Source organism: Wohlfahrtiimonas populi (genome assembly GCF_002006795.1).
Taxonomy (GTDB): Bacteria; Pseudomonadota; Gammaproteobacteria; order Cardiobacteriales; family Wohlfahrtiimonadaceae; genus Wohlfahrtiimonas; species Wohlfahrtiimonas populi.
In genome coordinates, this window is the sequence record NZ_MVDN01000001.1 from 73,273 (window position 1) to 98,186 (window position 24,914).

General features: G+C 38.2%; 25 protein-coding genes and 6 tRNA genes. 9 read left to right on the forward strand and 22 right to left on the reverse strand.

Annotated features, from left to right (window positions below):
- Positions 1–44 precede the first annotated feature (44 nt).
- Positions 45–506, forward strand: coding sequence for an Lrp/AsnC family transcriptional regulator (locus tag BZK16_RS00370; RefSeq protein ID WP_077926930.1), 462 nt, complete (start codon positions 45–47; stop codon positions 504–506).
- A gap of 62 nt (positions 507–568) precedes the next feature.
- On the opposite strand, the gene BZK16_RS00375 is transcribed toward BZK16_RS00370, so the two are convergent.
- From BZK16_RS00375 to proC, 8 genes are all read right to left on the reverse strand, one after another.
- On the reverse strand, positions 569–904 hold the full coding sequence (locus BZK16_RS00375) for a YegP family protein (RefSeq protein WP_077926931.1): 336 nt from the start codon (positions 902–904) through the stop codon (positions 569–571).
- Positions 905–1,095: 191 nt separating this feature from the next.
- Positions 1,096–1,389: a TFIIB-type zinc ribbon-containing protein gene (locus BZK16_RS00380; RefSeq protein ID WP_077926932.1), complete on the reverse strand. Its 294-nt coding sequence runs from the start codon at positions 1,387–1,389 to the stop codon at positions 1,096–1,098.
- A gap of 164 nt (positions 1,390–1,553) precedes the next feature.
- Entirely contained in the window at positions 1,554–4,451 is a 2,898-nt protein-coding gene (locus BZK16_RS00385; RefSeq protein ID WP_077926933.1) for an FAD-binding and (Fe-S)-binding domain-containing protein, read from the reverse strand.
- 9 nt (positions 4,452–4,460) lie between these two features.
- Positions 4,461–5,585, reverse strand: coding sequence for a cell division protein ZapE (zapE, locus tag BZK16_RS00390; protein WP_077926934.1), 1,125 nt, complete (start codon positions 5,583–5,585; stop codon positions 4,461–4,463).
- A gap of 9 nt (positions 5,586–5,594) precedes the next feature.
- Positions 5,595–6,068: a tRNA adenosine(34) deaminase TadA gene (tadA, locus tag BZK16_RS00395; RefSeq protein WP_077926935.1), complete on the reverse strand. Its 474-nt coding sequence runs from the start codon at positions 6,066–6,068 to the stop codon at positions 5,595–5,597.
- Positions 6,058–6,348, reverse strand: a complete 291-nt coding sequence (locus tag BZK16_RS00400) for a DUF167 family protein (protein WP_077926936.1) — start codon at positions 6,346–6,348, stop codon at positions 6,058–6,060. Before BZK16_RS00400 ends, tadA begins: the two co-directional genes overlap by 11 nt.
- Positions 6,348–6,917: a YggT family protein gene (locus BZK16_RS00405; protein WP_233145136.1), complete on the reverse strand. Its 570-nt coding sequence runs from the start codon at positions 6,915–6,917 to the stop codon at positions 6,348–6,350. The genes BZK16_RS00400 and BZK16_RS00405 overlap by 1 nt, the downstream gene beginning before the upstream one ends.
- A complete protein-coding gene (gene proC, locus BZK16_RS00410) occupies positions 6,917–7,741 on the reverse strand; it encodes a pyrroline-5-carboxylate reductase (RefSeq protein WP_077926937.1) in 825 nt (274 codons plus the stop codon). Before proC ends, BZK16_RS00405 begins: the two co-directional genes overlap by 1 nt.
- 164 nt (positions 7,742–7,905) lie before the next feature.
- Here proC and BZK16_RS00415 point away from each other — a divergent pair.
- The 6 genes from BZK16_RS00415 (at position 7,906) to BZK16_RS00440 (ending at position 8,691) form a co-directional block, all read left to right on the forward strand.
- Positions 7,906–7,981, forward strand: a tRNA-Gly gene (locus BZK16_RS00415).
- Between the two features lie 66 nt (positions 7,982–8,047).
- Positions 8,048–8,123, forward strand: a tRNA-Gly gene (locus BZK16_RS00420).
- A gap of 66 nt (positions 8,124–8,189) precedes the next feature.
- Positions 8,190–8,265, forward strand: a tRNA-Gly gene (locus BZK16_RS00425).
- A 66-nt stretch (positions 8,266–8,331) separates the two neighbouring features.
- Positions 8,332–8,407 (forward strand) — tRNA-Gly (locus BZK16_RS00430).
- 66 nt (positions 8,408–8,473) lie between these two features.
- Positions 8,474–8,549 (forward strand) — tRNA-Gly (locus tag BZK16_RS00435).
- Positions 8,550–8,615: 66 nt separating this feature from the next.
- Positions 8,616–8,691 (forward strand) — tRNA-Gly (locus BZK16_RS00440).
- A gap of 39 nt (positions 8,692–8,730) precedes the next feature.
- Here the strand turns inward: BZK16_RS00440 and BZK16_RS00445 are convergent.
- Positions 8,731–9,255 carry a hypothetical protein gene (locus BZK16_RS00445; RefSeq protein WP_077926938.1) on the reverse strand — a complete coding sequence of 175 codons (525 nt, stop codon included), beginning with the start codon at positions 9,253–9,255 and terminating at the stop codon, positions 8,731–8,733.
- A 152-nt stretch (positions 9,256–9,407) separates the two neighbouring features.
- Here BZK16_RS00445 and BZK16_RS00450 point away from each other — a divergent pair, with 152 nt between their 5' ends.
- Complete coding sequence (locus BZK16_RS00450; protein ID WP_077926939.1) at positions 9,408–9,860, forward strand: YaiI/YqxD family protein; 453 nt, start codon at positions 9,408–9,410, stop codon at positions 9,858–9,860.
- On the opposite strand, the gene pdxR is transcribed toward BZK16_RS00450, so the two are convergent.
- The gene (pdxR, locus tag BZK16_RS00455) at positions 9,838–11,316 is read right to left on the reverse strand and encodes a MocR-like pyridoxine biosynthesis transcription factor PdxR (RefSeq protein ID WP_077926940.1); all 1,479 of its coding nucleotides are present in this window, start codon (positions 11,314–11,316) and stop codon (positions 9,838–9,840) included. The two genes, BZK16_RS00450 and pdxR, sit on opposite strands and share 23 nt — an antisense overlap.
- Positions 11,317–11,411: 95 nt before the next feature.
- Between pdxR and BZK16_RS00460 the strand changes: the two genes are divergently transcribed.
- Positions 11,412–11,876: a GNAT family N-acetyltransferase gene (locus tag BZK16_RS00460; RefSeq protein ID WP_077926941.1), complete on the forward strand. Its 465-nt coding sequence runs from the start codon at positions 11,412–11,414 to the stop codon at positions 11,874–11,876.
- Positions 11,877–11,970: 94 nt separating this feature from the next.
- On the opposite strand, the gene BZK16_RS00465 is transcribed toward BZK16_RS00460, so the two are convergent.
- From BZK16_RS00465 to BZK16_RS00520, 12 genes are all read right to left on the reverse strand, one after another.
- Complete coding sequence (locus BZK16_RS00465; RefSeq protein WP_077926942.1) at positions 11,971–13,224, reverse strand: dicarboxylate/amino acid:cation symporter; 1,254 nt, start codon at positions 13,222–13,224, stop codon at positions 11,971–11,973.
- A 583-nt stretch (positions 13,225–13,807) separates the two neighbouring features.
- Positions 13,808–14,230: a hypothetical protein gene (locus BZK16_RS00470; RefSeq protein ID WP_077926943.1), complete on the reverse strand. Its 423-nt coding sequence runs from the start codon at positions 14,228–14,230 to the stop codon at positions 13,808–13,810.
- A gap of 228 nt (positions 14,231–14,458) precedes the next feature.
- Positions 14,459–15,850 (reverse strand): NAD-dependent succinate-semialdehyde dehydrogenase, encoded by a 1,392-nt coding sequence (locus BZK16_RS00475; RefSeq protein WP_077926944.1) that lies wholly within the window; start codon positions 15,848–15,850, stop codon positions 14,459–14,461.
- Between the two features lie 220 nt (positions 15,851–16,070).
- A complete protein-coding gene (gene yidA / locus BZK16_RS00480; RefSeq protein ID WP_077926945.1) occupies positions 16,071–16,877 on the reverse strand; it encodes a sugar-phosphatase in 807 nt (268 codons plus the stop codon).
- A 95-nt stretch (positions 16,878–16,972) separates the two neighbouring features.
- Positions 16,973–17,830 (reverse strand): MetQ/NlpA family ABC transporter substrate-binding protein, encoded by an 858-nt coding sequence (locus BZK16_RS00485; RefSeq protein WP_077926946.1) that lies wholly within the window; start codon positions 17,828–17,830, stop codon positions 16,973–16,975.
- 21 nt (positions 17,831–17,851) lie between these two features.
- Positions 17,852–18,700, reverse strand: coding sequence for a MetQ/NlpA family ABC transporter substrate-binding protein (locus BZK16_RS00490; RefSeq protein ID WP_077927376.1), 849 nt, complete (start codon positions 18,698–18,700; stop codon positions 17,852–17,854).
- Between the two features lie 25 nt (positions 18,701–18,725).
- Complete coding sequence (locus tag BZK16_RS00495) at positions 18,726–19,559, reverse strand: MetQ/NlpA family ABC transporter substrate-binding protein (RefSeq protein WP_096777477.1); 834 nt, start codon at positions 19,557–19,559, stop codon at positions 18,726–18,728.
- 93 nt (positions 19,560–19,652) lie between these two features.
- On the reverse strand, positions 19,653–20,507 hold the full coding sequence (locus tag BZK16_RS00500) for an acyl-CoA dehydrogenase (RefSeq protein ID WP_077926948.1): 855 nt from the start codon (positions 20,505–20,507) through the stop codon (positions 19,653–19,655).
- Positions 20,462–21,142, reverse strand: a complete 681-nt coding sequence (locus BZK16_RS00505; RefSeq protein ID WP_077926949.1) for an acyl-CoA dehydrogenase family protein — start codon at positions 21,140–21,142, stop codon at positions 20,462–20,464. Before BZK16_RS00505 ends, BZK16_RS00500 begins: the two co-directional genes overlap by 46 nt.
- Before the next feature lie 102 nt (positions 21,143–21,244).
- The gene (locus BZK16_RS00510) at positions 21,245–21,910 is read right to left on the reverse strand and encodes a methionine ABC transporter permease (protein ID WP_077926950.1); all 666 of its coding nucleotides are present in this window, start codon (positions 21,908–21,910) and stop codon (positions 21,245–21,247) included.
- A 3-nt stretch (positions 21,911–21,913) separates the two neighbouring features.
- Entirely contained in the window at positions 21,914–22,945 is a 1,032-nt protein-coding gene (locus tag BZK16_RS00515; RefSeq protein WP_077926951.1) for a methionine ABC transporter ATP-binding protein, read from the reverse strand.
- Positions 22,946–23,305: 360 nt separating this feature from the next.
- Positions 23,306–24,727 (reverse strand): NAD(P)/FAD-dependent oxidoreductase, encoded by a 1,422-nt coding sequence (locus tag BZK16_RS00520; protein WP_077926952.1) that lies wholly within the window; start codon positions 24,725–24,727, stop codon positions 23,306–23,308.
- Between the last annotated feature and the right edge of the window lie 187 nt (positions 24,728–24,914).

The following is a 24,914-nucleotide window of genomic DNA, read 5'->3' on the forward strand; positions in this document are numbered from 1 at the left end:
ATAACTATACTTCGGCTTCGATTATTTGATATGGGCAATAATTTATGGAATTAGATGGTTTTGATAAAAAAATTCTTCAACTATTACAGCGTGATAATAAAATTTCACAGCGCGAACTAGCTGAGCAAGTCAATTTATCGCCATCTGCTGTAAATCGTCGTATTGCTGCCTTAGAAGCTGATGGTTACATTAAAGGCAACATTGCCATCATTGATAACAAAAAGCTTGGCAAGCCCATTACATTGATTGTAGAAGTTCGTATCAAGAATAAGCATACAGTGGCAATGGATCATCATAAAACCATCTTTCTATCAACACCTGCGATTCAGCAAGTTTATTTAGTGACAGGCGATTTTGATTTCTTACTCATCATAACAGTTGCAGATATGTCTGAATATGAAAAATTATCCGAACGCTTATTATTCAATGACGAAAATATCAATGGCTTCAAAACCATGGTGACGTTACAAAACATCAAACAAACTTTTGAAGTGAATATTGAATAATTCATTTCTAAGATTCAAACAAAAAGCTCGCACTTAGCGGGCTTTGTTATTCATAATGATTATTATTCTGTCAAATCAACCACTTTTGCTGTGGGTGCATTTTTAGTGACAGATTCAATGCCATTATCACGCGTAGCTTCTGTTTTATAGCTTTGACTAGTGCCGATTACCTGCCCATTTGTGGCTTTAAGATTAAAGGAAAACCTTCCACTTTCTGAAGACTTTTTCTCATATCGATTAGGATCAACAGCATTCTTTTGCACAGATGCAATACCCTTTTCACAATTTGCTTTTGCTGTATAACCTTCACTGCCTAAAATGATTTCACCATTGCCTGCTTTTAAGCGAAAATAAAACTCATTGTTTTTTGCTAGAAAAATCTCAAACTTGCCACTCATAAAAACCTCCAAATGTAGATCTTATTGCTTAAGTTGAACTTCTGGGGATGAATCATCGCATATTGATAGTTATTTATATTATCTCTATCTATTAAAGATTATAAATTGAAATTTTGATTATTCAAATTATTATATTCGTATATGCAAAAGCCTGCATTTAGCAGGCTCTTAACTCAAAGTTCAAATGATAATTAATCAAACAATTCCATCCAGAAACTTTTCTTTTTGTTCTTTCTATAATGATAATCATCTTCGTGATGATGATGCGGATAAGGTTGCGATTGAGACTGTTGTGGGGCTCTTTGCGGTGCGGCTTGTTGAGCTGTTGGCGCATCTGTCATCATTTCCTCAACTGATCTTTCGATGATTTTATCAATCTCTCCGCGATCCAACCAAATACCACGGCATTGAGGACAATAATCAATCTCAATTCCTTTACGCTCAGACATTACCAAAGTTGCATCAACACAAACAGGGCATTTCATTATTTAAAACTCTCCGTTTTACACATAAGAGCCTGTATTTTATGAAATACCCTCAATAAAGCTATGAAATTTACAAAAATTTTAATTTCACCAACCTATAAAAATTACTACTAAAACTATCCCTTCCAAAGGAAGGGATAATGATATGAAATAACTTTACTAGATTACTGTATGCTTTGATTCAATACAGAGATTGGGTGCAATGCAGAAACTTTAGAAAAACGATCCACTTGCGTTCTACAAGAGAATCCTGTCGCCATCACATGATCTTTCTCTGCAATGCCATCGATTTGCACACGCCATGATTGATCATAGATTTTTTCAGACAGTTCCACTTGCTTGGTTAAATGACCGAACGTTCCGCTCATTCCACAGCAACCTGTTGGTACAATTTCAATGCCTAAACCAAAGTATTTAAACACTTGTTGCCATAAACTTGGCGCATTTGGCACCGCAGTTTTTTCCATACAATGGCTCAACAAATAGAACTTATCTTTCAATTCTTTTTGCACTGCTTGATCTTTTTGACTCAAATAATCTACTAAGAATTCTTGCACCAACTGAACATCCACAGCTTCGCCAAACATCTGCTTATAATCTTTACGATAAAGCACAGTAATTGGTGGTTCAATACCAATCATTGGCACATTCAGTTTCGCCATTTTCAATAGCAATTTATTCTGTTTCTCAGCAGACAATGTGAATTGATCACGCATACCCAAAACATGATAAGCCTTCCCTGAATTTTGATAAGGTGCTAAATAAACTGTCAAACCTAATGAATGCAGTAATTCCACGCAATCTTTGAGAACTTTACCATCAAAATACTCGGTCAAAGCATCTGGCACAATGATCACCGAATTTTTAGCATCTTTGATAGATTCTGCTGTTAAACGTTCAATATCAGCAATATTCCATTCAACCAACTTCCCTGCCTTCACCAAGGCTGGCATACCATTATCTTGTGGCATTGTTGCATCTGTTAAGCCAATCTTTTTCATAATGGCTTGCGTCATTGGCAATTTAAAGAGTGGATTAGTGATGCTACGCATTTTATACATCAATGGTGCATTTTCTTCAGCTTGAGCCAAAATACGATCCACCAAAGGACGACGGCGCGTTTTATAATACTCTTCCACAAACTGCGAGCGACCATTTGGAATATTGATCATCACAGGACATTCAGATGTACAACTGCCACAGCTCAAGCAAGTTTCCAATGCTGTGAAAATCTCATCTTCAAACTCTGGCGTATTTTGATCTGTACAACGACGGCGCTCCCATTCTTTGAGCAACACAGCGCGACCTTTCGGTGATTGAACACGATCACGCGTGGCTTTATAGCTTGGGCACATCGGCGAATGTAGATCATAGTTAAAACACGCACCATTACCATTACAGAAATTCACACGGCGATATTCATTCCACATTTTCTCTGTGATCAATTGATCTTTTTGCCCGCGCATTGGCGTTGAATCCACTTTATATAAAGCTGAATCCGAACCTAATGGCGCTGCAATTTTTCCAGGATTCATCTGATTGTGTGGATCAAATGCTGTTTTAATGGCACGAATGATTGGGTAAAACTCACCAAAATAAGGCTCACAATATTCAGAACGAACACCTTTACCATGCTCACCCCACAATGCACCTTTATATTTCACGCACAAATCATAAACTTGATCGCTGACTTTACGGATTCTTTCACGATCTGCATCTGTTTTGAGATCTAAAGCTGGACGAACATGCAATACACCCGCATCTACGTGGCCAAACATACCATAAATGAGATCTTCTTTATCCAATACCGCTTTGAATTCTACGATGAAATCTGCCAAGCTTTCTGGTGGCACAGCGCAATCTTCCACAAATGCCATCGTTCTGCGCTCGCCCTTGATATTACCCAACAAGCCAACTGCACGTTTACGCAGCGCATAAATGTTCTTAATTGCTGCATCGCCATTCAATACATTCGATGATAATAGTGAAACATAGTTACTTGCCTTCATATAATCAGCAAATGATTCTACAGATTTTTGTAACTCAACTTCATCATCACTATTGAATTCCACCAACAAGATTGCTTTTAAGCGATCATAATCCACGCCTTCAAAGTATTGCGCATTCACTTCCCAAATGAAGTCATTACGCGCACGTTCAACAACGCGATCATCCATAATTTCGATAGATGTTGGTATCACTGGTGCATCCATTAAATATGTTGAATGCTTCAATGCCGAAATAAAATCATCGTAGCTTAACAATACTAACGTGCTGTATTTAGGAATGGGCAATACATTCAATGTTGCTTCTGTAAGCACAGCCAATGTACCTTCTGCACCACATAACAAATGCTTCAAGTTGTGATTTTCATCATCAAAGAAGTGCTTAGCATCATAACCTGTCACAAATCGGTTCAATTCAGGAAAATGCGCATTCATCGAATCCACTTCAGGTGCAATCACACCCGCGATTTGCTGCTGTAATGGATCAATTTCATTGGTATCGATGAATTGGCCATTCGGCAAATAACCCCTTAGAGAAACAACGTGATGACTTGTTTTACCATATGTATAACTGCCTTGCCCTGAAGCATCTGTGTTGATCATCCCACCAATCGTTGCGCGATTCGATGTAGATAATTCAGGCGCAAAGAAAAAGCCATGTGTCTTCAAAAATGCATTCAATTGATCTTTCACAACGCCTGTTTGTACAATCACTTGGTGCTTTTCAGCATCGAATGCCAGAATCTGATTCATATGGCGAGATAGATCAAAAATGATCCCTTGATTCAAGGATTGACCATTTGTCCCCGTGCCACCGCCTTTGGCTGTAATGTTCACTTGATGATGCTCTGGTTGTGATAACAGTTGTGTCACAATCGCCACATCATCACTATTTTTAGGATAAATAACAGCTGCTGGCTTCACTTCATAAATGGAGTTATCTACTGAGTGAACCAATCGCGCTGCTTCATTGGCATCCACATCACCTTGGAAATTTGTTTTTGCTAAATCAGCAATAAAATTTTTCACTGATTTCTCTAAACTAAAAGTGCTCATTACGTTCCCTTATGCCTGACGTTTTGGTTGATGTAAGTAAGTTTCTGACTGCATTTCGATCAAGCGGCTCATTGTGCGATCGAATTCAAAATCTAATGCATTGGTGCCTTTGGATTCATATAAATCTGCCAAGGAAGTTTCTGCACCAATCACAACTTTAACGCCTTGATCATAGAATTCATCGATCATAATCACAAAGCGGCGCGCTTCATTTTGACGATCACGATTCAACAATGGCACTGCGCTTAAAAACACTGTGCCATATTCAGATGCTAGCTTAATGAAATCCTGTGAAGCTCTTGGCTTTTCACAAGCTTCTTTAAATGTGAACCACGTTGCATCACCGCCTACTTTGAGCATTTCAAATGAGTGACCATTAATATCGCGTGTGATTGGGCCATCACTATGGCCTACTAACTCATCAAATGCAGCTTCAAAATGCTTTTGCTGTTCCTCTGAAGAACCTGTAAACCAAACATCCGCGGCTTCCAAATGGCGCATACGATAGTCATTATCACTATCTAAAGGCACAGAAACTAAGCGCTTCTTAATGATTTCAATTGCAGGTAAAAATTTTTCACGTTGTAAACCATTTTTATACAATTCATCAGGTTCACGGTTTGAAGTTGTGATGAAGAAAATACCTTCATCCAAGAATGCTTCGAGTAAACGATAAAGAATCATCGCATCTGTAATATCAATTACATGGAATTCATCCACACAAAGCACTTTGCATTTTTTCGCATAGCTTTTTGCCACTAATTTTAATGGATCACTTTCACCTGCAAAGCTACGGAGTTCATTATGCACATCCTGCATGAAGTGATAATAGTGACTACGGACTTTAGGGACATCAACATTGTTATAAAACAGATCCATCAAGAATGTTTTACCGCGACCAACACGACCATAAATATAAATACCGCGAGGATCTTGATAACGCTTGGCATTATCAGGCACGGTTTTCATCAATTTTTGGAAAAATGAAACCTTGCTAGAATCTACCGCAGGTTCATCATTCATAATCTTCGTTTTTAACTTATCGTACTCTTCTGCCACTCGTAATTGAATTGGATCAACGTTATAACCACGTTGCTCAATCTCTTTCAAGTATGCATCCTTGATGGTTGACATATCTTCTCCTCACTTGCTGCTTTTTTGTTGTTTGCGTTTTTCTCTGAAAAACGACTGTATTAATGTCCGGCACTCTTCTTCCAACACAGCTGCCGTTATGAATACTTTATGATTGAAAGACTCAAAAGTATTCACATTCAACTGTGTGCCAAGTGCACCATGGCGCGAATCACCTGCGCCGTAAATAATTCGTTTTAATCGACTGTGAACAAAGCTCCCTGCGCACATCATGCAAGGTTCTAATGTGACATATAGCTCACAATCAATTAAACGATAATTCTGTAAAGCTTCACCCGCACGACGAATGGCGACAATTTCCGCATGCGCCGTTGGGTCATTTTTAGTAATAGACTCATTGAATCCACGAGCAATGATCTCTCCATCTTTAACAATGACAGCACCAATTGGAATCTCTCCAATAGCGGCAGCTTTTTGTGCTTCAATCAAAGCTTCTGCCATAAATAATTCATCACTACTCAACATGAAAACCTTCTGGAAACTTAGCGGGCGATGGGATTCTAAAACGTTTATCACGCGCAAGCTCACCCGACTCGATTGTGATTCTGCTTGGTGCAACACCAAACTCTTTGCCTAAAAACTTCTTCAAATGGACATTGGCTTTGCCATCCACTGGCGGTGTATTAATCCTAACTTTAATACTTTCCTCACCAATTTCTTGGATCTCATTTTTAGATGCACGAGTTGTCACTCGCACATTTAAAATTAAATCTTCACCATCCCAATAATATGCTGAATTTGCCATTATGAACCTAGATTCAAATTGATCAAAAAGGCTTTTACAACATATAAACCTGATTGCACTAACATGATGGCAAATAATAAAACCATTGGTTTGAAATCAATACTGCGATAACGAATGTTAAACTTCAATAATCTCATTAAAGGATTCGTCAATCGGCCTAAAATATCCAAAATAATGCGTGCATTTGGTGATTCTCTAAACCAGCTACAAATCGCCACGAAGATCAACGCATAGAAATAGATCGTCAAGATATCCTGCAATATATCAATCAGAATCATGCCCAATACTATCAATGGCGCCATCGCAACGCGATCTAATGCCATTAATAACAAATATTTAATCAATCCTGCAATAACCACAACGATGATGCATGACCAATCCCAACTGCTGAATACTGGCGTAATTCTACGCACAGGCAACACCATCGGATTTGTCACGCGCACCAACATTTGTACCATTGGATGAAAGAAATTAACTTTCACACATTGCAGTAAAAAGCGCAATAGCACCAATAAGCTTACGCAGTTAAATACCAACTTGATGATGAACTCTAAAATACCTGCAATCATTATTGTCCTTTGATCTGTACCGCTAACTCTTCTGCTAATACTTCACTGCGTTTAACCGTTGCAATCATAGCTTTTTCCACAATACTTTCTAAATCACTCTCTTTAAATGAGATCATTGCTTGCTCTGTTGTGCCTTTTGGGGAACAGATGCTACGAATCAAATCATCTAAATTCACATCACCAATGTCTGCAAGCTTTGCACTGCCTAACATTGTTTGAACTGCCATTTTGGTGGCAACTTCTTCATTCAAACCTAATTTAGCACCCACTTGCCCAACCAATTGTGCAAAATAAAAGAAATATGCTGGGCTTGAACCTGCAACTGCAATCACAGCGTTAATATGTGCTTCTTCTTTCACCCAAGTTGCCATACCGCAACCTTCAAAAATTTCAGAAACTACATTTTTTTGATCATCCGAAACATGAGGATTGGCAAATAAACCTGTCACGCCATGTCCAACTTTAGCTGGCATATTTGGCATTGCACGTACAATTGCGAATTCTTCCTGCAACAAATCGCTGATCACACCAATTGTAACGCCCGCTGCAATTGAGATCACCACTTGGTGCTCTTGAATTAAAGGCGCTATTTCAGGTAAGAAACTTGCAAAGCCTTGTGGCTTAATTGCCAGCACAATAAAATCCACTTCTGACAAAAAATAACGATGATGATCAAATGTATTGATCTCATAACGCTCCTTTAATACTGCTTGGCGATCCGCACTTGGATCTGCAACAAAGATTGATGATGGCAAAAAATTCTGCACAAGCCCAGCAATAATGCCTTCTGCCATGTTGCCGCCACCAATAAATCCTATTTTCATGTTGCATCCCTCTTTCATTAAAATCATTAGATTTTACAAGAGTGTGCGCAAAGTTGATAGTGACTAATTTATGGTTAATCATGAATTAAATTCTTAAAAATGTGAGAATGGTTAATTTTTATACAAATATCTTCTGAGATTTATGTATAATACGCCTCTCTTCTGCGGGAATAGCTCAGTTGGTAGAGCACAACCTTGCCAAGGTTGGGGTCGCGAGTTCGAGTCTCGTTTCCCGCTCCAAATTAAAGTCCTTATTCATTTAAGGCAAAGTGATGAAATACCAAATCATCATTTAAACCGTTTTTTGCGGGAATAGCTCAGTTGGTAGAGCACAACCTTGCCAAGGTTGGGGTCGCGAGTTCGAGTCTCGTTTCCCGCTCCAAATTAAAGTCCTTATTGATTTAAGGCAAAATGATGAAACACCAAAACATCATTTAAACCGTTTTTTGCGGGAATAGCTCAGTTGGTAGAGCACAACCTTGCCAAGGTTGGGGTCGCGAGTTCGAGTCTCGTTTCCCGCTCCAAATTAAAGTCCTTATTGATTTAAGGCAAAATGATGAAACACCAAAACATCATTTAAACCGTTTTTTGCGGGAATAGCTCAGTTGGTAGAGCACAACCTTGCCAAGGTTGGGGTCGCGAGTTCGAGTCTCGTTTCCCGCTCCAAATTAAAGTCCTTATTGATTTAAGGCAAAATGATGAAACACCAAAACATCATTTAAACCGTTTTTTGCGGGAATAGCTCAGTTGGTAGAGCACAACCTTGCCAAGGTTGGGGTCGCGAGTTCGAGTCTCGTTTCCCGCTCCAAATTAAAGTCCTTATTGATTTAAGGCAAAATGATGAAACACCAAAACATCATTTAAACCGTTTTTTGCGGGAATAGCTCAGTTGGTAGAGCACAACCTTGCCAAGGTTGGGGTCGCGAGTTCGAGTCTCGTTTCCCGCTCCAAATTAAAAAAGCCCTTCATCGAAGGGCTTTTTTATTGCCTTAAATATTTAATTCACGAATATTAGCCAACCAATGATTCCCTTGGCTTTTCACTCTTTCCATCCAATCATCGTTTAAACCATTATAAGAGCGATCTGAATATAAATAATAAGCAATATGATCATCCTTCACCATAAAACGAAAAACCATATATTCAGCCAAACTGCCCTGCACGCCCATTTTCATTAAGTAATATTCATTTTTAGAAGAATCTTGACTGCGGTAATACGTTTTAGAAAAAATTGGGGCTGTCGTATCTTGCGACATAGTTTCCGCATATTGCTTTAAATCTTTGGCTTTGACATTGCGCAACTCTGAATATGTGATCATCTGATTGAATTTCTCTAATGTTTCACCCTGTGGCAAATATTCCACCACAAATACATCACCTGAAGCGTTTGTATCTTCATAAGTATGAAAATACTCTAATTTACCAAATGTAATTTTTTTAGGATATTGAGTTTCTGCGTGACTAGAAACAGCAGTAAACAGTAAAAAAGCCAAAACCACTTTAATTATTTTCATCATCTTTTCCTTATTATTATCTGACCAATATACTAGCAGAATTCATAAAACCCTATATATAGCCACATCAAAAAACTAAATTAATTCGCTTTATCTCAATGATCCTGTCAAAATTCATCTTCACAGTTTATTGATTCAACAAAAGGAAATATATGTCGATTTGGGTGGATGCAGATGCTTGTCCTAAAGTTATTAAAGAAATTCTCTATCGTGCGGCTAAACGCGAATCCATCATGCTCTATTTAGTTGCTAATCAAATTCTCTCTGTGCCACCATCGCCATTCATCAAAACATTGACTGTACCAAAGGGCTTCGATGTAGCTGATGATGAAATTGTGAATCGTATCGTAGAAGGTGATTTAGTGATCACTGCAGATATTCCATTAGCTGCAGATGCCATTGCCAAAAAAGCAAACGTGATTACACCGCGTGGTGAGCAACTCACAAAAGATAGCATTGGCGGAAGATTAACTGTGCGTGATTTGATGGATACTTTGCGCTCCAGCGGCGTACAAACTGGTGGGCCACCGCCATTATCACAAAAAGATCGCCAGCTCTTCGCCCAAGAATTGGATAAATGGTTTAATCAACGTAAGAATGCTTAATTGCTTCTGCCAATTGTTTAATCTTCTCAGCAATTTCGTGAGGCTTATGTGCCGCATAACCAAATAACAGTGCATGATTTTGCAATGGTTCCATGGAGTAACGATACAGAGGCTGAATGCCTAATCTCAAAGATCGACTAATTGCCATAATTTGCTGAATATCCCAGCCATCTTTCAACCATGCAACCGCATGAATTCCTGAATCCGATAGCTGAATCGCCAAAACATGTGGCAAATATTGTTCAATAGCATTCACTAAAGCTTGTTGCCTTTCCAAGCAAGCTTTACGAACCTTACGCACATATTTTGCATATTCACCCTCTTGAATGAATGCCGCTAATGCCGCTTGCTCTAAATAACTATTGCATGAATCCGCATAATGCTTGATAACTTTAAAAGGCTCGATCAATGCTTGTGGCAATACTAAAAATGCCAAGCGAAAGCCGGGATAAAACATCTTAGAAAATGTGCCTGAATAGATCACTCTGCCTGCTTGATCCAAACCCTGCAAAGCTTGAATCGCGCGTGAATGATAACGAAATTCGCCATTGTAATCATCCTCAAAAATCCAAGCATCCTTTTGCTTTGCCCAATCCAATAACATCAATCTACGCTCTAAACTTAAAGTGCCACCCAATGGAAATTGATGTGATGGCGCAGTATAAACCAAGCGAATATCTTCTTTATGTTGAACTAATTCAGGAATCAACATACCTTCTTCATCACTCGCTATGCCATGAGTTTTCATGCCATAACTTTGGAAAACACCCAAAGCACCATCATAACCAGGATCATCAATCAAAATACCATCACCAGAATTCAATAATGCTCGAGATGTTAGATTTATCGCTTGCTGTGTACCATTCACAATCATGATCTGATCTGCATTGCAGTTTAACCCGCGCGTAGAGCGCATATATTGCGCTAGCGCTTCTCGCAAAGGTTGATAACCCTGCACATCACTGTATTTCGCTAATTCAGCTTGAGAATGGCGCCAAACTCGCCCTAGAATTCTTCCCCATATTTGCTGAGGAAACAGATCCACACAGCCAATACCCACGCTGAACATTCTATTTTGTTTAGCTGCTCCATGATATTGCTGCCAACGCGGCATTAAGCTTTGCAATCCATCACTCAATTTTGGTGTGCTTTGTTGCTGAATCGTCTGCTGAATAGGCGCTTGGCAATTGATCTTTTTTTCAGGCACAAAAGCACACACATAAGTGCCAGATCCTGCTTTTGCCATGAGATAACCTTCATCCATCAAACGCTCAATGCCCGATAAAATCGTATTGCGTGACACCAACATCATTTCTGCCAAAGTTCGGCTTGATGGCAACTTCATATTAGCTTTTAAGCGACCATCCAAAATCGCCCCACGAATAGCTTCATAAACCTGATCATTCAATGGCCCTTCGGATAACTGCAATATTGGAAAATTCGCTTTAGGCTTCATAAAAGTGGCACCTATAAAAATACAAAAAGTGTACCTTATAAAGAACCAATAAAACAATTAATATCATGCTTCAAATGATCAACACGGAGGAATATATGGATCAATCGAATACATTAACCATTGATTTTGTGATGCCTGAAGATTTTGCGAAGTGGTTACCACATTGGAAAAGCTATCAAGTGTTTTACAAAGTGAATTTATCAGATGCTATTACACAAAAAACATGGGAACGCTTCTTTGATGAAGCTTCACCATTGCACTGCATCATTGCGCGTAAAGGCGATGAAATCGTAGGATTTGCACACTTTTTATATCATCAATCTACTTGGTCAACAGAAAATTATTGTTACCTAGAAGATCTATTTGTTTCGCCTCATCACCGTGGATTACACACAGGCAAAGCACTCATAGAATTCTTGACTGAAGATGCCAAAAAGCATAATTGCTCGAAGATTTATTGGCATACTCAAGAGACAAATCATACAGCGCAGCGCTTGTATGACTGGATTGCAACTAAACCAGGAATGATCAAATACGACATTCAGCTGCATAACAACTAAATCTTTTTACTCCTAAGCAAAGGTAAAAAAACTAAAAATGCCACTTAAACAAAGTGGCATTAATTTTATAATAAATACTCTCAAAGTTATTACATTAACCTAAAACTTTTCTTAATTGCTCTTCATCTAATTGCTTACATTTTTTCGCAACAACAATTGTAGCAACACCATTACCAATTAAATTGGTCAATGCTCTAGCTTCAGACATAAAACGATCAATACCTAAAATCAATGCAATACCCGCAACTGGCAAGCCTTCAATATTTAATGCCGCTAATGTTGCAGCTAGAACAATAAAGCCACTACCAGTTACACCCGCCGCCCCTTTCGAAGAAACTAATAAAATTAGCAACAATACGATCTGATTCCAAATACTAATATCAGCGTTAAGCGCTTGAGCAATAAAAACAGCTGCCATTGTTAAATAAATTGAAGTACCATCTAAATTAAACGAATACCCTGTTGGTATCACTAATCCAACCACTGATTTTTCACAACCTGCATATTCCATTTTATCTAACATTCTTGGTAAAACTGATTCAGATGATGAAGTACCTAAAACAATCAATAATTCATCTTTAATGTATTTAACGAACTTCCAAATGCTAAAGCCATTATATTTTGCAATCGCACCTAATACGCCAAAAATAAATATCAAACAAGTTAAGTAGAAACACACAATCAACATTGCTAATTGAACCAATGAACTTAAACCATATTTACCAATTGTAAATGCCATCGCACCAAACGCACCAATAGGTGCAAGCTTCATAATCATGTTAATGATATTGAAAATCACTTTGGAAAAGTCAGCAATCACAGTAAAGATCAGCTCGCCTTTATCACCCATTCTATGCAAAGCAAAACCAAACAATACTGCAAATAATAAAACCTGCAAAATATTACCACTCGCAAATGCCCCAATCACACTTGTAGGAATAATGTCTAAGAAGAATCCTACAACTGTTTGCTGTTCTGCTTGTGTTGTATACATCGCTACTGCCGAAGCATCTAATGTAGCAGGATCAATATTCATCCCTGAGCCGGGTTTAATAACATTCACAATGATCAAACCTACAATCAATGCTACTGTACTAACCACTTCAAAATATAAAATTGCAATACCGCCAGTCTTACCAACAGATTTCATGCTCTCCATCCCAGCAATCCCTGTGACAACTGTACAAAATATTACAGGTGCTATCACCATTTTGATTAATTTAATGAAACCTTGCCCAAATGGGTACATTTTCTCACCCAACTCAGGGTAAAAATGGCCTAATAATACCCCCACTATGATCGCAATTATTACTTGTACGTATAAACTTTTTAATATTCCTAATCGCACTATGTATTCCTTTTGTAGTTTTAATGCGGAAAGAAATTTATCATTTTTTAAATAAAAAATACAGTTAAATTATATATTTAATCAAATAAACAAACACTGTTATTTTTATTTAAAAAAGATTGTTTATTAAACTACGTGTAATTTTTATGTTTTAAAACATCAGCAAATATGTAATACGATAAGGTTTCATAAGCAAGACAGCTCAATGCAATATTTAGGCTACACAGCAACTAAATCTTTTTAGGTAAAAACAAAAAAGCTCTCAATGTTATTCATTGAGAGCTTTATTAATCCATTCGTCTTTANGCGGAAAGAAATTTATCATTTTTTAAATAAAAAATACAGTTAAATTATATATTTAATCAAATAAACAAACACTGTTATTTTTATTTAAAAAAGATTGTTTATTAAACTACGTGTAATTTTTATGTTTTAAAACATCAGCAAATATGTAATACGATAAGGTTTCATAAGCAAGACAGCTCAATGCAATATTTAGGCTACACAGCAACTAAATCTTTTTAGGTAAAAACAAAAAAGCTCTCAATGTTATTCATTGAGAGCTTTATTAATCCATTCGTCTTTATAAATTTTTCATTAAAAATTCATGAACAAAATTGGCATCATTGCTTTCATTGAAATCTATATTGAAACGCAAATTACCATCATTCAATTCAATTGAACGAGGTGCTGCTTTACCACAAGTCACCGATTGTAATTTTTCTTTAACCGTTTTCATTGCAATTTCTGAACTTTCACAAGTTCTTGCTACAGCCAATAATGCTTCGCCACAATATCCTGCAACACCATACGATTTTAAATCTTCTGAGGTAAACTGCGCCCAGTCAAATCCTGCCTTTAAATTAGCATCGCCACAGCGTTGATTAATGGATACAACTGTTTCTTGCAATGCAGTTTCTTGTTGTGCCTGTATTTCTCGATCTTGTAAGCTTTGTGCTGAAGCTAAGCTTAATCCTAAAACTGAAATTATTAATAGTTTTTTCATTATTATTCCTTAATTTTTTATACAAATTAGCCTTGGGTTCTTTTTCTATACCTAACGTATAGTTGTTATTCATTAAAGCCTGATTATTATAAAGAGAATAGTGAGTAAAAAACTATCAAGTAAACTTTTATTTGTTATGGATCAAGATTCTTTCATCACTATAAATCTACATAAAAAAACGCCACTCATTGAGTGGCGTTTATTCATCTAGGTAGATTTAAAAATCAATTAAAATGGTGCATCAATATCCACAACATCAATCAATTTTTGGTTAACGAACTCTTTCAAGCCTAAATCGATCAATTCACGACCAAAGCCAGAGCGACGAACGCCACCAAATGGCAAGTCTGCTTTAACCATTGTTGGATGGTTAATAAAGATCATACCTGTAGAAATTTGACCTGCAACGCGACGACCACGAGCATTATCAGAAGTAAACACAGAACCGCCCAAACCAAATGGAGAGTCATTTGCAATGCGGATCGCATCTGCTTCATCTTCTGCTTTGATGATCATAGATACTGGACCAAAAAATTCTTGGTAGTAAGCAGGATTATCTGGCGTTACGTTTGTCAAAATTGTTGGTTGAACGAAACAACCTTGAGCAGGCACTTTTTCGCCCACCTCGATTGCTGTAGCACCATGTTTAACCGCTTCTTCGATTTGTTTTAACAAACCATCTTTCGCACGTTGTGAAGACAATGGCGCCAATTGTGTTGCAGGATCCATTGGATCACCTGCTTTCAATGCTGCAACGCCTGCCGTGTATTTTTCTAAGTATTCATCATAAACTTTCGCATCAATGATCATACGTTTAGAAGAAACACAGACTTGACCTGCGTTCCAATGGCGACCAAAAACGCCCCAAGCCACGGTTTTATCCATATCTGCATCATCTAATACAACGAATGCATCCGCACCACCCAATTCCATGATGGATTTTTTCAAGTGCTTACCTGCAACTTGAGCAACTGCTGAACCTGCAAACTCAGAACCCGTCAAAGCAACACCACAAACGCGTGGATCAGCCAAAATCATTTCTACTTTATCGTGCTCAGCAAACAAGTTGATGAATACACCTTCAGGTAAACCTGCATCTTTCATCAATTGTTCAAATGCTAATGCGCTTTGTGGAACGTTTGAAGCATGTTTCAAGATCAACGTATTACCCGCTGACAATTGTGGCGCCAAAATACGAGCCACTTGATAGAATGGGAAGTTCCAAGGCTCAATCGCCAATAAAACACCCATTGGATCATTCACTAATTCTGCTTCGCCTTCAGCTGGATCCATAACTGGCAATTTTCTTGGTGCCAATAAGCCTTCAGCATGCTTCACGTAATAATCTAAAATCTGTGCAGACAACTCAACTTCAGCTTTTGATTCACCAAAGATCTTGCCCATTTCTAATGTTAATAGCGCTGCATATTCATCGCTTTTTTCGCGCAACAATGCGGATGCATTTTTCAAATATCCCACACGCTCAGCAATGGATAAATTTTTCCAGCTTTGGAACGCTTTATCAGAACGATCAACAGCGGCTTTAATTTCAGCGTCTGTTGCACTTGGGAATGATTTAACCAATTCGTTGGTATAAGGATTAACTGTTGCAAATGCCATATTAATTTCCTCCGGTTGATAACAAAATGCGGAATCAATATATTCCTTTTATCATCAAGGTTAAACCGAAAAATTCATATCACTCCGAGAAACAATTTAAATCATGACATTTATCACTTATACTTCATAAAGTTATCTTTATAATTTCACATTCAGAACACTCTGTACAGATATTAACCACTTGAAATATTTGATTAATATCTACACATCCATTTAAGATTTAAATATATTTTTCAATCGCAATCGCCACACCATCTTCATGATTGGTTTTGGTAATGAATGTTGCGTGTTCTTTCAATAAATCAATGGCATTGCCCATCGCAATCTTAGTATCTGCCACTTTAAACATCGAAAAATCATTTTCATGATCGCCCATGCACATAATTTCAGAACTTTTTAAATTAAGTTCATTGGCAATCTTTTGTAACGCATAGCCTTTCGTGGAGTTTTTACGAAGAAATTCTAAGTAGAATGATGCGCTTTTAAACACTTCATAATGATCATAAAACTCTTGTGGTACACGCTTTTCCACTTCAGCCAATAGATTTGGATCATCCGAAAACATACATTTGCTATAACAAACATCTTCATTCATTTCGGATAATGGGCGATAAACCAACGGAATGTTAGATAAATAGGATTCATAAACGGTATAGCGCCCAATTTCTCGATTAGCTGTATATAAACATTGATCGCTCACAACATGCATGAATACATCTAATTCACGAGATAATGCTTCGATTTTAAGATAATCATCATAACCTAAGACATTTTCATGAATCGCTTTGCCTGTTGTAATGTCACGGATCATCGCGCCATTATTAGTGATCACATAGTTTTTATCGTTATAAATGCCTAAATCATGCAGGATTGACGCCATGCCAGAATATGGTCGACCACTTGCGAGTACAATTTGCACGCCTTTATCCTGAGCATATTGAATGCTTTGTCTCACACGATCACTCACAAGATGCTGTGCATTCAACAAAGTGCCATCTAAATCAATTGCGATTAATTTTATGCTCATGGATATTTCCTATCATTATTAAAATCAATGACACTATCCTACTAAAAAACCTCGCATTTGCGAGGTTTATAATTATAAAAAGCGAAACTCAATGATTATTTTTGATCAGGTACAGGATTCCACTCTTTTGGCATGATAAAACCTTCATACATTGGTCTTGCCAAAATATAATCTCTAAACTCATCAGAAGCATAAGCGGCTGCCAAATCTTTCACCCATTGCTGATCTTTATCTTTCGATTGAATGGTTACAATCACACGATGATCATCTGGTGTTTTTTCCACATATAAGCCATCTGTAATCTTCTCGCCCATATTCACAACATAGTTACCATTCACAATGGCAAAATCCACATCATCCATTGAACGCATAGAATGTGCAGGATCAACATCTTTAAATACTAAATTATATTGCCCTTTTTCAATGTCTTTTAAACTGAACGTTGCAGGCTTTGCGCCTTCACGAATGGTTACCCAGCCTAAGCTTTCTAAAATTCTAGCACCACGCTCCATATTGATCGGATCATTCGATAAAGTCACTGTCATACCATCACGAACATCATCCAATGAATTATGCTTTTTAGAACGCAGTGATTGTGGTGCCGTTGCTGTATGACCAACGCTCATCATGTCCATTTTCAATAAACGATTTAAGTCCAACATGAATGCGTAACTTTGTGAAATGGATGCATCAATTTCATTATCGCGCATGCTACTTGTGATCATAGGATTTTGAGAGAAAACGATCGGTGTTACCTTATAACCTTGTCTCTCTAAAATCGGCTGAATGGATTCTTGAAATTGCACAGCATAATTAGAAGGACCAAAACCCACTTTAATTTCCACTTGTGGAACTGGCTCAGCTGTTTTCACAACCTCTTCATTATTGCCACATGCTGACACAATCAATGATGCACATAGCATCACCGCTACTTTCAAACCATTCAACTTCATTGCCGCCTCTTCTATGATTAACTAATTATCCCAATGTTTGGGGAAAATAAAACCGTCATATAATGGCTCATTTTTAATGTAATTTTCAAATTCTTTTGATTCATAGGCTTTCTTCAAATCTTTTGCCCATTGCTGATCTTGATCTTTACCTAAAATAGAAACCATCACAACATGCTCTGCTGGCGTATCTTCTACAATTAATGAGTCTGTAATTTTCAATCCCATATTGGCGATGTAATTACCATTAATCACAGCAAAATCCACATCATCAATTGAGCGTAAAGCCTGCGCGGGATCCACTTCTTTAATCACCAAATCATATTGACCTTTTTCAATGTCATTCACGCTGAATTTAACAGGATCAACACCAGCTTTAATCTTAATCCAACCTAAATTTTCTAAGATTCTTGCTGCACGCTCCGCATTCACAGGATCATTTGGCACAGTGATTGTCATACCATCTTTAATTGCATCCAAACTTTGATGGCGTGAAGAGCGTAATGATTGTGGTGCACTTGCTGTATCAGCAAGCTTTACCATATCCATACCCAACAATCGATTGATATCCTCCATATATGCAACGCTTTGAAAGATTGAAGCATCCACTTCGCCATCTTTCATACTGCGATTGATCTGTGCATTTTGAGAAAATACTCTCGGCACAACTTCATAACCTTGCGCCTCCAACATTGGCTGAATAGCTGTTGTAAATTGCGTGCCATAAGAAGATGGACCAAATGCCACAACAATTGTCTTTTTCTCTGTGCTTTTATTTTCAACATTTGCTTTAGGCTCACCATTACCACAAGCTGAGACTAACAGCGTTAGACCCAAAGCCATCGCAATTTTAAATTGTTTTAAATTCATCATACTTTTCATCATCATATCTCTTAAATTATTCCCAATGTGCAGGGTAGATAAAGCCATCAAACAAGCACTCATTTTTAATGTATGTTTCAAACTCTTTGGATTGATAAGCTGCTTTTAAGTCAATCGCCCATTGTTGATCCTTATTTTTCTCAAGAATCGCAACTTTCACTAAATGCTCAGGTGGGGATTTTTCAATTGCTAAACCATCGCTAATCCTTTCACCTTTGCTTGCAATAAAGTTGCCATTGATCACAGCAAAATCGAGATCATCCATCGCACGTGGTAATTGCGCTGCATCCATTGGTTTTAAATCCACATTGAATTTCTTTGGCGTCACAGCATTTGTGCTGAATACGATGGTTTCCACATTAGGGTCAACATTCACCCAATCCAAATCTTCCAAAATGCGCACAGCACGCTCTAAATTAATCGGATCATTCGGCACGCCAATTGTCATGCCATCTTTCATCACATCCAATGATGTATGTTTTGTTGAGCGCAAAGATTGTGGCGCACTTGGCGTATCTGCCCACACAATCATATCTGCTTGTAAACGGCGGTTCATCTCTTCCATATTCGCAGTACTGATATGCACAGAAGCATCCACTTCACCTTCCTTCAATGCTTGTGGAATGAGTTTATTATGGGAGAAAGTTTTTGTTTCCACTTCATAACCTTTCTGCTCCAAATATGGACGAACACCTTTATCAAACTGCGTAATGTAAGTGCCGACACCAAAACCAATCACAATCTTCTGTTTTTTGGGTGCTTCATTTGAAGCTTGTTCAACTTTATCGCCATTACCACAAGCTGAAACTGCCAAAGCGATACCCAACACAATTGCCATTTTCTTAAACATTTTCATTCCTTTTCACTTTATTGAAGGTACAAAATCCCGTTGCATTGATTGCTGCGTCAATGCGACTATTCATAAACATTAATTGTGAGTGCTTTAGAGCTTGCTCAGTGCCGATTTAGCCAAGTTGACGAGCACCATATCTTCCATGGGTGGATTGTGTAATCCTGCGCGCACATCGCGGTAATAACGCTGTAAAGGATTATTAGCAGAGAGTGATTTCGCACCCACTAAACGCATCGCCAAATCCACAATATCTAAAGCATTATTCACAACAGCAACTTTAGTTGCAGCCAATGCATCTGCTAATGCAAATTTCGCTTCAGAATCCGCTTGATCCCAATCACGAGCCACGCCATATAATAAATATTCATTTTGAATGAGCTTCAATTTCATCTCACCCAGTTTTTGCTGAACTGTCGGAAATTGTGCGATTGTGCCTGAAGCCAAGCTATTAGGCGCATAAGTATTCGCAAAGTTTAAAGCATACTCAAACGCTGCTGTTGCAATACCTTGGTAAACAGCGGGAATGTGTAACAACCAACCTTGTGGTGGCTTTTTCCCTGGTGTGATTTTAGTTAATAAATCTTCAGCATCTAACTGCACTTGATCCAATACTAAATCATGGCTACCTGTTGCGCGCATCGCAACAGAATCCCAAGTTTCATCAATGGATAAACCTTCACGACTTTTGTGCACTAAAAACTGTCCAACTTCATCACTATCATTGATTCTTGCGGATACTACGAAATAATCCAAAACTGGTGATAATGTTGTAAAAATCTTACGGCCTGAAATCACCCAACCTTGTTCATTTTGCTGTGCTATTGTTTCAGGTAAACCGCCGCGCGTTGGGCTACCTGTTGCAGCTTCTGAAGATGCATTATTAATTAAAGCACCTGTTGCTAAAACATCATCTGCAAAACGCTTNCTAACTGCACTTGATCCAATACTAAATCATGGCTACCTGTTGCGCGCATCGCAACAGAATCCCAAGTTTCATCAATGGATAAACCTTCACGACTTTTGTGCACTAAAAACTGTCCAACTTCATCACTATCATTGATTCTTGCGGATACTACGAAATAATCCAAAACTGGTGATAATGTTGTAAAAATCTTACGGCCTGAAATCACCCAACCTTGTTCATTTTGCTGTGCTATTGTTTCAGGTAAACCGCCGCGCGTTGGGCTACCTGTTGCAGCTTCTGAAGATGCATTATTAATTAAAGCACCTGTTGCTAAAACATCATCTGCAAAACGCTTAAATACAGCTTCATCCCACTCTTGCTGCTCACCTAAATTCATTGTGATGCCAACATGCCAGCCAATCGCCAAAGCTGTTGAGCCATCCATTTCTGCAATAATCTGTTGATGCCTAAGCATCTCTTCCAATGATGCACCCAATCCACCAAACTCTTTACTTAATGTTAAAGCAGGATAGTTAATTGCCTTTAAATCTGCGATGTTTTGGAATGGAAAAGTATTGGATTGATCATGTTCTGATGCACGCTCTCTGAATGGCAAGGCAGTTTTTCGAGTCAACGAAAGACGATCTGCCATATTTTCATAGGCAAATAAAGACATAAGATACTCCTAAAGTATGAGATTTTTATTGATAATAATTACAGCTTAAAAGAAGCTTTCTGCATCCTTCCCGAAGGGAAGGATGCTATCGTTATTTTGTGATTATGCGCGAACGCGTTTCGCTAAATAGTTACCGAGCATTTGTACAGCTTGTACAACGATGACTAGAATCACAACACAGTAGAACAACACAGCATTATCGTAACGGTTATAACCATAGTTAATGGCCAAATCACCAATACCGCCTGCACCAATTGCACCCGCCATCGCAGTGGCACCAATTAAGCCGATCGTTGCTGTTGTAAAATTCAAGATTAAAGAAGACTTTGCTTCTGGTAATAAGAAATACCAAACCGTTTCAAAAGTTGAGGCACCAATGGAGTTTGCTGCTTCAATGATCCCATGATCCACTTCTAACAGCGATGTTTCCACCAATCGCCCAATGAATGGCGAAATATAAATGGTTAATGGAATGATCGCCGCCGCTGTACCAATTGAGCTACCAATGATTAAACGCGTAATCGGAATGATTGCCACCAATAAAATAATGAATGGTAATGAACGAATCACATTCACAATCGGGTTTAAAATTGCATAAATAGCATGATTAGGGCGAATGCCGCCTGGACGCGTTAACACTAAGGTAATCCCAATGATTCCACCTAAAATCACGCCAATCACTAAGGAAACTGAAACCATGATTAATGTTTGCTTACCCGCAAGTAAAAAACCATCCAATCCAACTTGTGTGACAAATAAACTCTTCATGACTTACTCCTTATCCAACTGGTTGAGCGTAACGCGAACGCCACGTTCTCTTAAAAATCCGACAGCTTCCACAATAGATTCCTGTGAACCCACAAGCTGTACAAACATACTGCCGATCACAGATCCTTCGATCTCGATCATGTTGGAAAATAGGATATTCACGACTACAATTTTCGTTAAAATCAGTTCATTCACGACAGGCGTTTTCGCTGAATCGCCCAAAAACTCTAAACGGTAAATGTGATTAGGCAATGCATCGTCAATGTTACGAATGATGCTTCTTGGAATCTCTTCTTCAATCAATGTATTGATGAATTTGCGCGTCATTGGCTCTTTTGGATTTTGGAAAATCTCTTTGGTTGAACCCGTTTCCACAACAACACCTTTATCCATCACTGCGATGCGATTACAGATGGATACAACCACTTCCATTTGGTGCGTCACCATCATGATTGTAATACCCTGCTCTTTATTAATTTTGCGCAGTAAATTTAAAATGGATTGTGTCGTTTGTGGATCGAGCGCAGATGTTGCTTCATCACACAATAAAATGTCTGGATTATTAGCCAATGCGCGCGCAATACCTACGCGCTGCTTTTGCCCACCTGATAATTCACGAGGATAAGCATGCTTTTTATCTGGGATTTCTACATAAGCAAGCAATTCATCAATGCGTGCATCAATCTCTTGCTTAGATAAATTTGAGTTTAATTTGAGTGGCAATGCAATATTTTCAGCAACCGTTTTAGTTTCTAATAAGTTAAAGTGCTGAAAGATCATGCCAATGCGCTTTTTAACGTTGCGCAATGCTTTAGTATCTAATGAGCTGAGTGCTTGCCCATTGATGACAACATCGCCTGATGTTGGCTTTTCTAGTGCGTTAACCAAGCGGATGAGCGTACTTTTACCTGCGCCACTATATCCGATCACACCGAATACATCGCCTTTTTGAATGGTTAAATTGATGGGATGAAGTGCAACGACTTCTTGATTGTTCTTTGTAAATGCTTTAGTGATGTTTTGAAACTCGATCATGATTGTGCGCTCGTTGTAAATATGAAATTGGATTTAAAAAATGTTTGGAAGAAACACGCATTTCACAGCAGCACATCATAGACATTAACTTTTTCATAGCAAGCCCCCATAAAATCCTATTGAATGGAAATATTTATAACATTTACAAATCCTAGAAGCAAGCATTATTTACATATAAAACATACATGACAAGAATGTTATTAATTATTCTTCAAGATATTTATAGCTCAATCACTTTACAAATTACCATTGAGATTTAGTATTTCGCCTGATGGGAGCAATACAGGTTATTTTAGAAACACAGACAATAAAAAAGCCCTGATCTTTCGATCAAGGCTCTTGAGCATCATCAATTTCGTATTAACCGAAACGCTTCATGCTGTATGGTGTTGCATCAATGAATGGCGTTTTACCCATTACTAAGTCAGCAGTGATTTGACCTGATGCTGGGCTTTCTGTCATACCCCAACCAGTTGCTGTATTGATGAATAAACCAGGATATTGTGGAACTTCAGAGATGATTGGCAATTCATCTGATGTTAAGTTGATTGCAGCACCCCAACGTTCTACAACTTTAGAGTCTTTAAATACTGGAAATTCAGCTTTCATCTTATTGAATACACGATCCAAATGTTCATTATTTGGTGTTGCCATTGCCACACGATATTCTTCAAATGGTGTAACTTCATCATTTTTCCATGAAGTCTTAGTTGTGAATGAATTCCATAAATCTGGACCCATCTTGAATTCTAATGGTAATTCACCGCCACCCAACAAGTGCAAGAAGCCTGGGCCTAAGATGAAGCTATCTTTTACGATAGAGCTTGTGAAGATACGTGGTGCTACAGCGTATGTACCATCAGCTTGTTCACGGAAGTGAATGCCGTTTGGTAAATGTACGTTGCCTTTTGGTGCACCTGGAACAGCTGTTACACGTTGTTGAGACAAGTAAATATTCAATGTTGGGATATCAACATTCATGTTGCCCATGAATAAACGAGTCCAAATACCACCAGCCAATACAACTGAAGAAGTTTTGATTGAACCTTTTTCTGTTACAACATCAGAGATTTTACCTGCTGCTGTTTCGATGCCACGAACTGCACAGTTAGTGTAAATTTTTACACCGATCTGCATTGCATAACGTGCCAACATAGAAACACCAGTTTCTGGATCAACACTACCTGCATCTTCTTCAAAACCACCAATTGTCCACTTAGACTGTGCACCTGGTAAACGAGCTGCTAATTCTTCGCCTTTGATGATGCGTGTTTTTAATGGAGTATCAAAACCCGGATTTTCCGAGTTTACTTTAATCCACTCTTCAACCACTGCTAATTCTTGTTCATGAGGAATTGCTTCAACACGGCCATGCGTACGGTAGCTTGTATCCATACCGATTTTCTCATTCATACCACGCCATACTTTTTTACCGTAGTGATGCAATGGGAAAATATGTGGAGAAGTTTTATAGCTGATGATCTGGCTATAAGCACGACCAGACATTTCGCCAGCAACTTCACCTTTTTCACAAATCGTAACGCTCAAGCCTCTTTCAGCCAAGTTGATCGCAGTCATGATGCCTTGGATACCAGCACCAATGATTACAACGTCAGATTCTTTCGGTAAAGGACCTTCTGTACCATCAACATGCAATGCGCGTGACTTAGTATTCACTAAAGTCCCTTCTCTTTGCATCATTGGCACCAAAACAGATGCACCACCAGCAACAACACCCGTTGCGCCAAGCCCTAATAGAAAGTTTCTACGTGAAATTTTCATTGACTACTACCTCCATAAAACCTTGAATGTTTGTCTATCCCTAGGATCGCTAGGATTAATTCCTAGAATTCCTAGGAATAAGAGGCGCGTAGCATAACACAATTTTTTTTAATTGATAATTATCAATTTATCTTCAAATATTGATCAATTTTTATACTTTTAAATAAAATACGAAAATATTTACAGA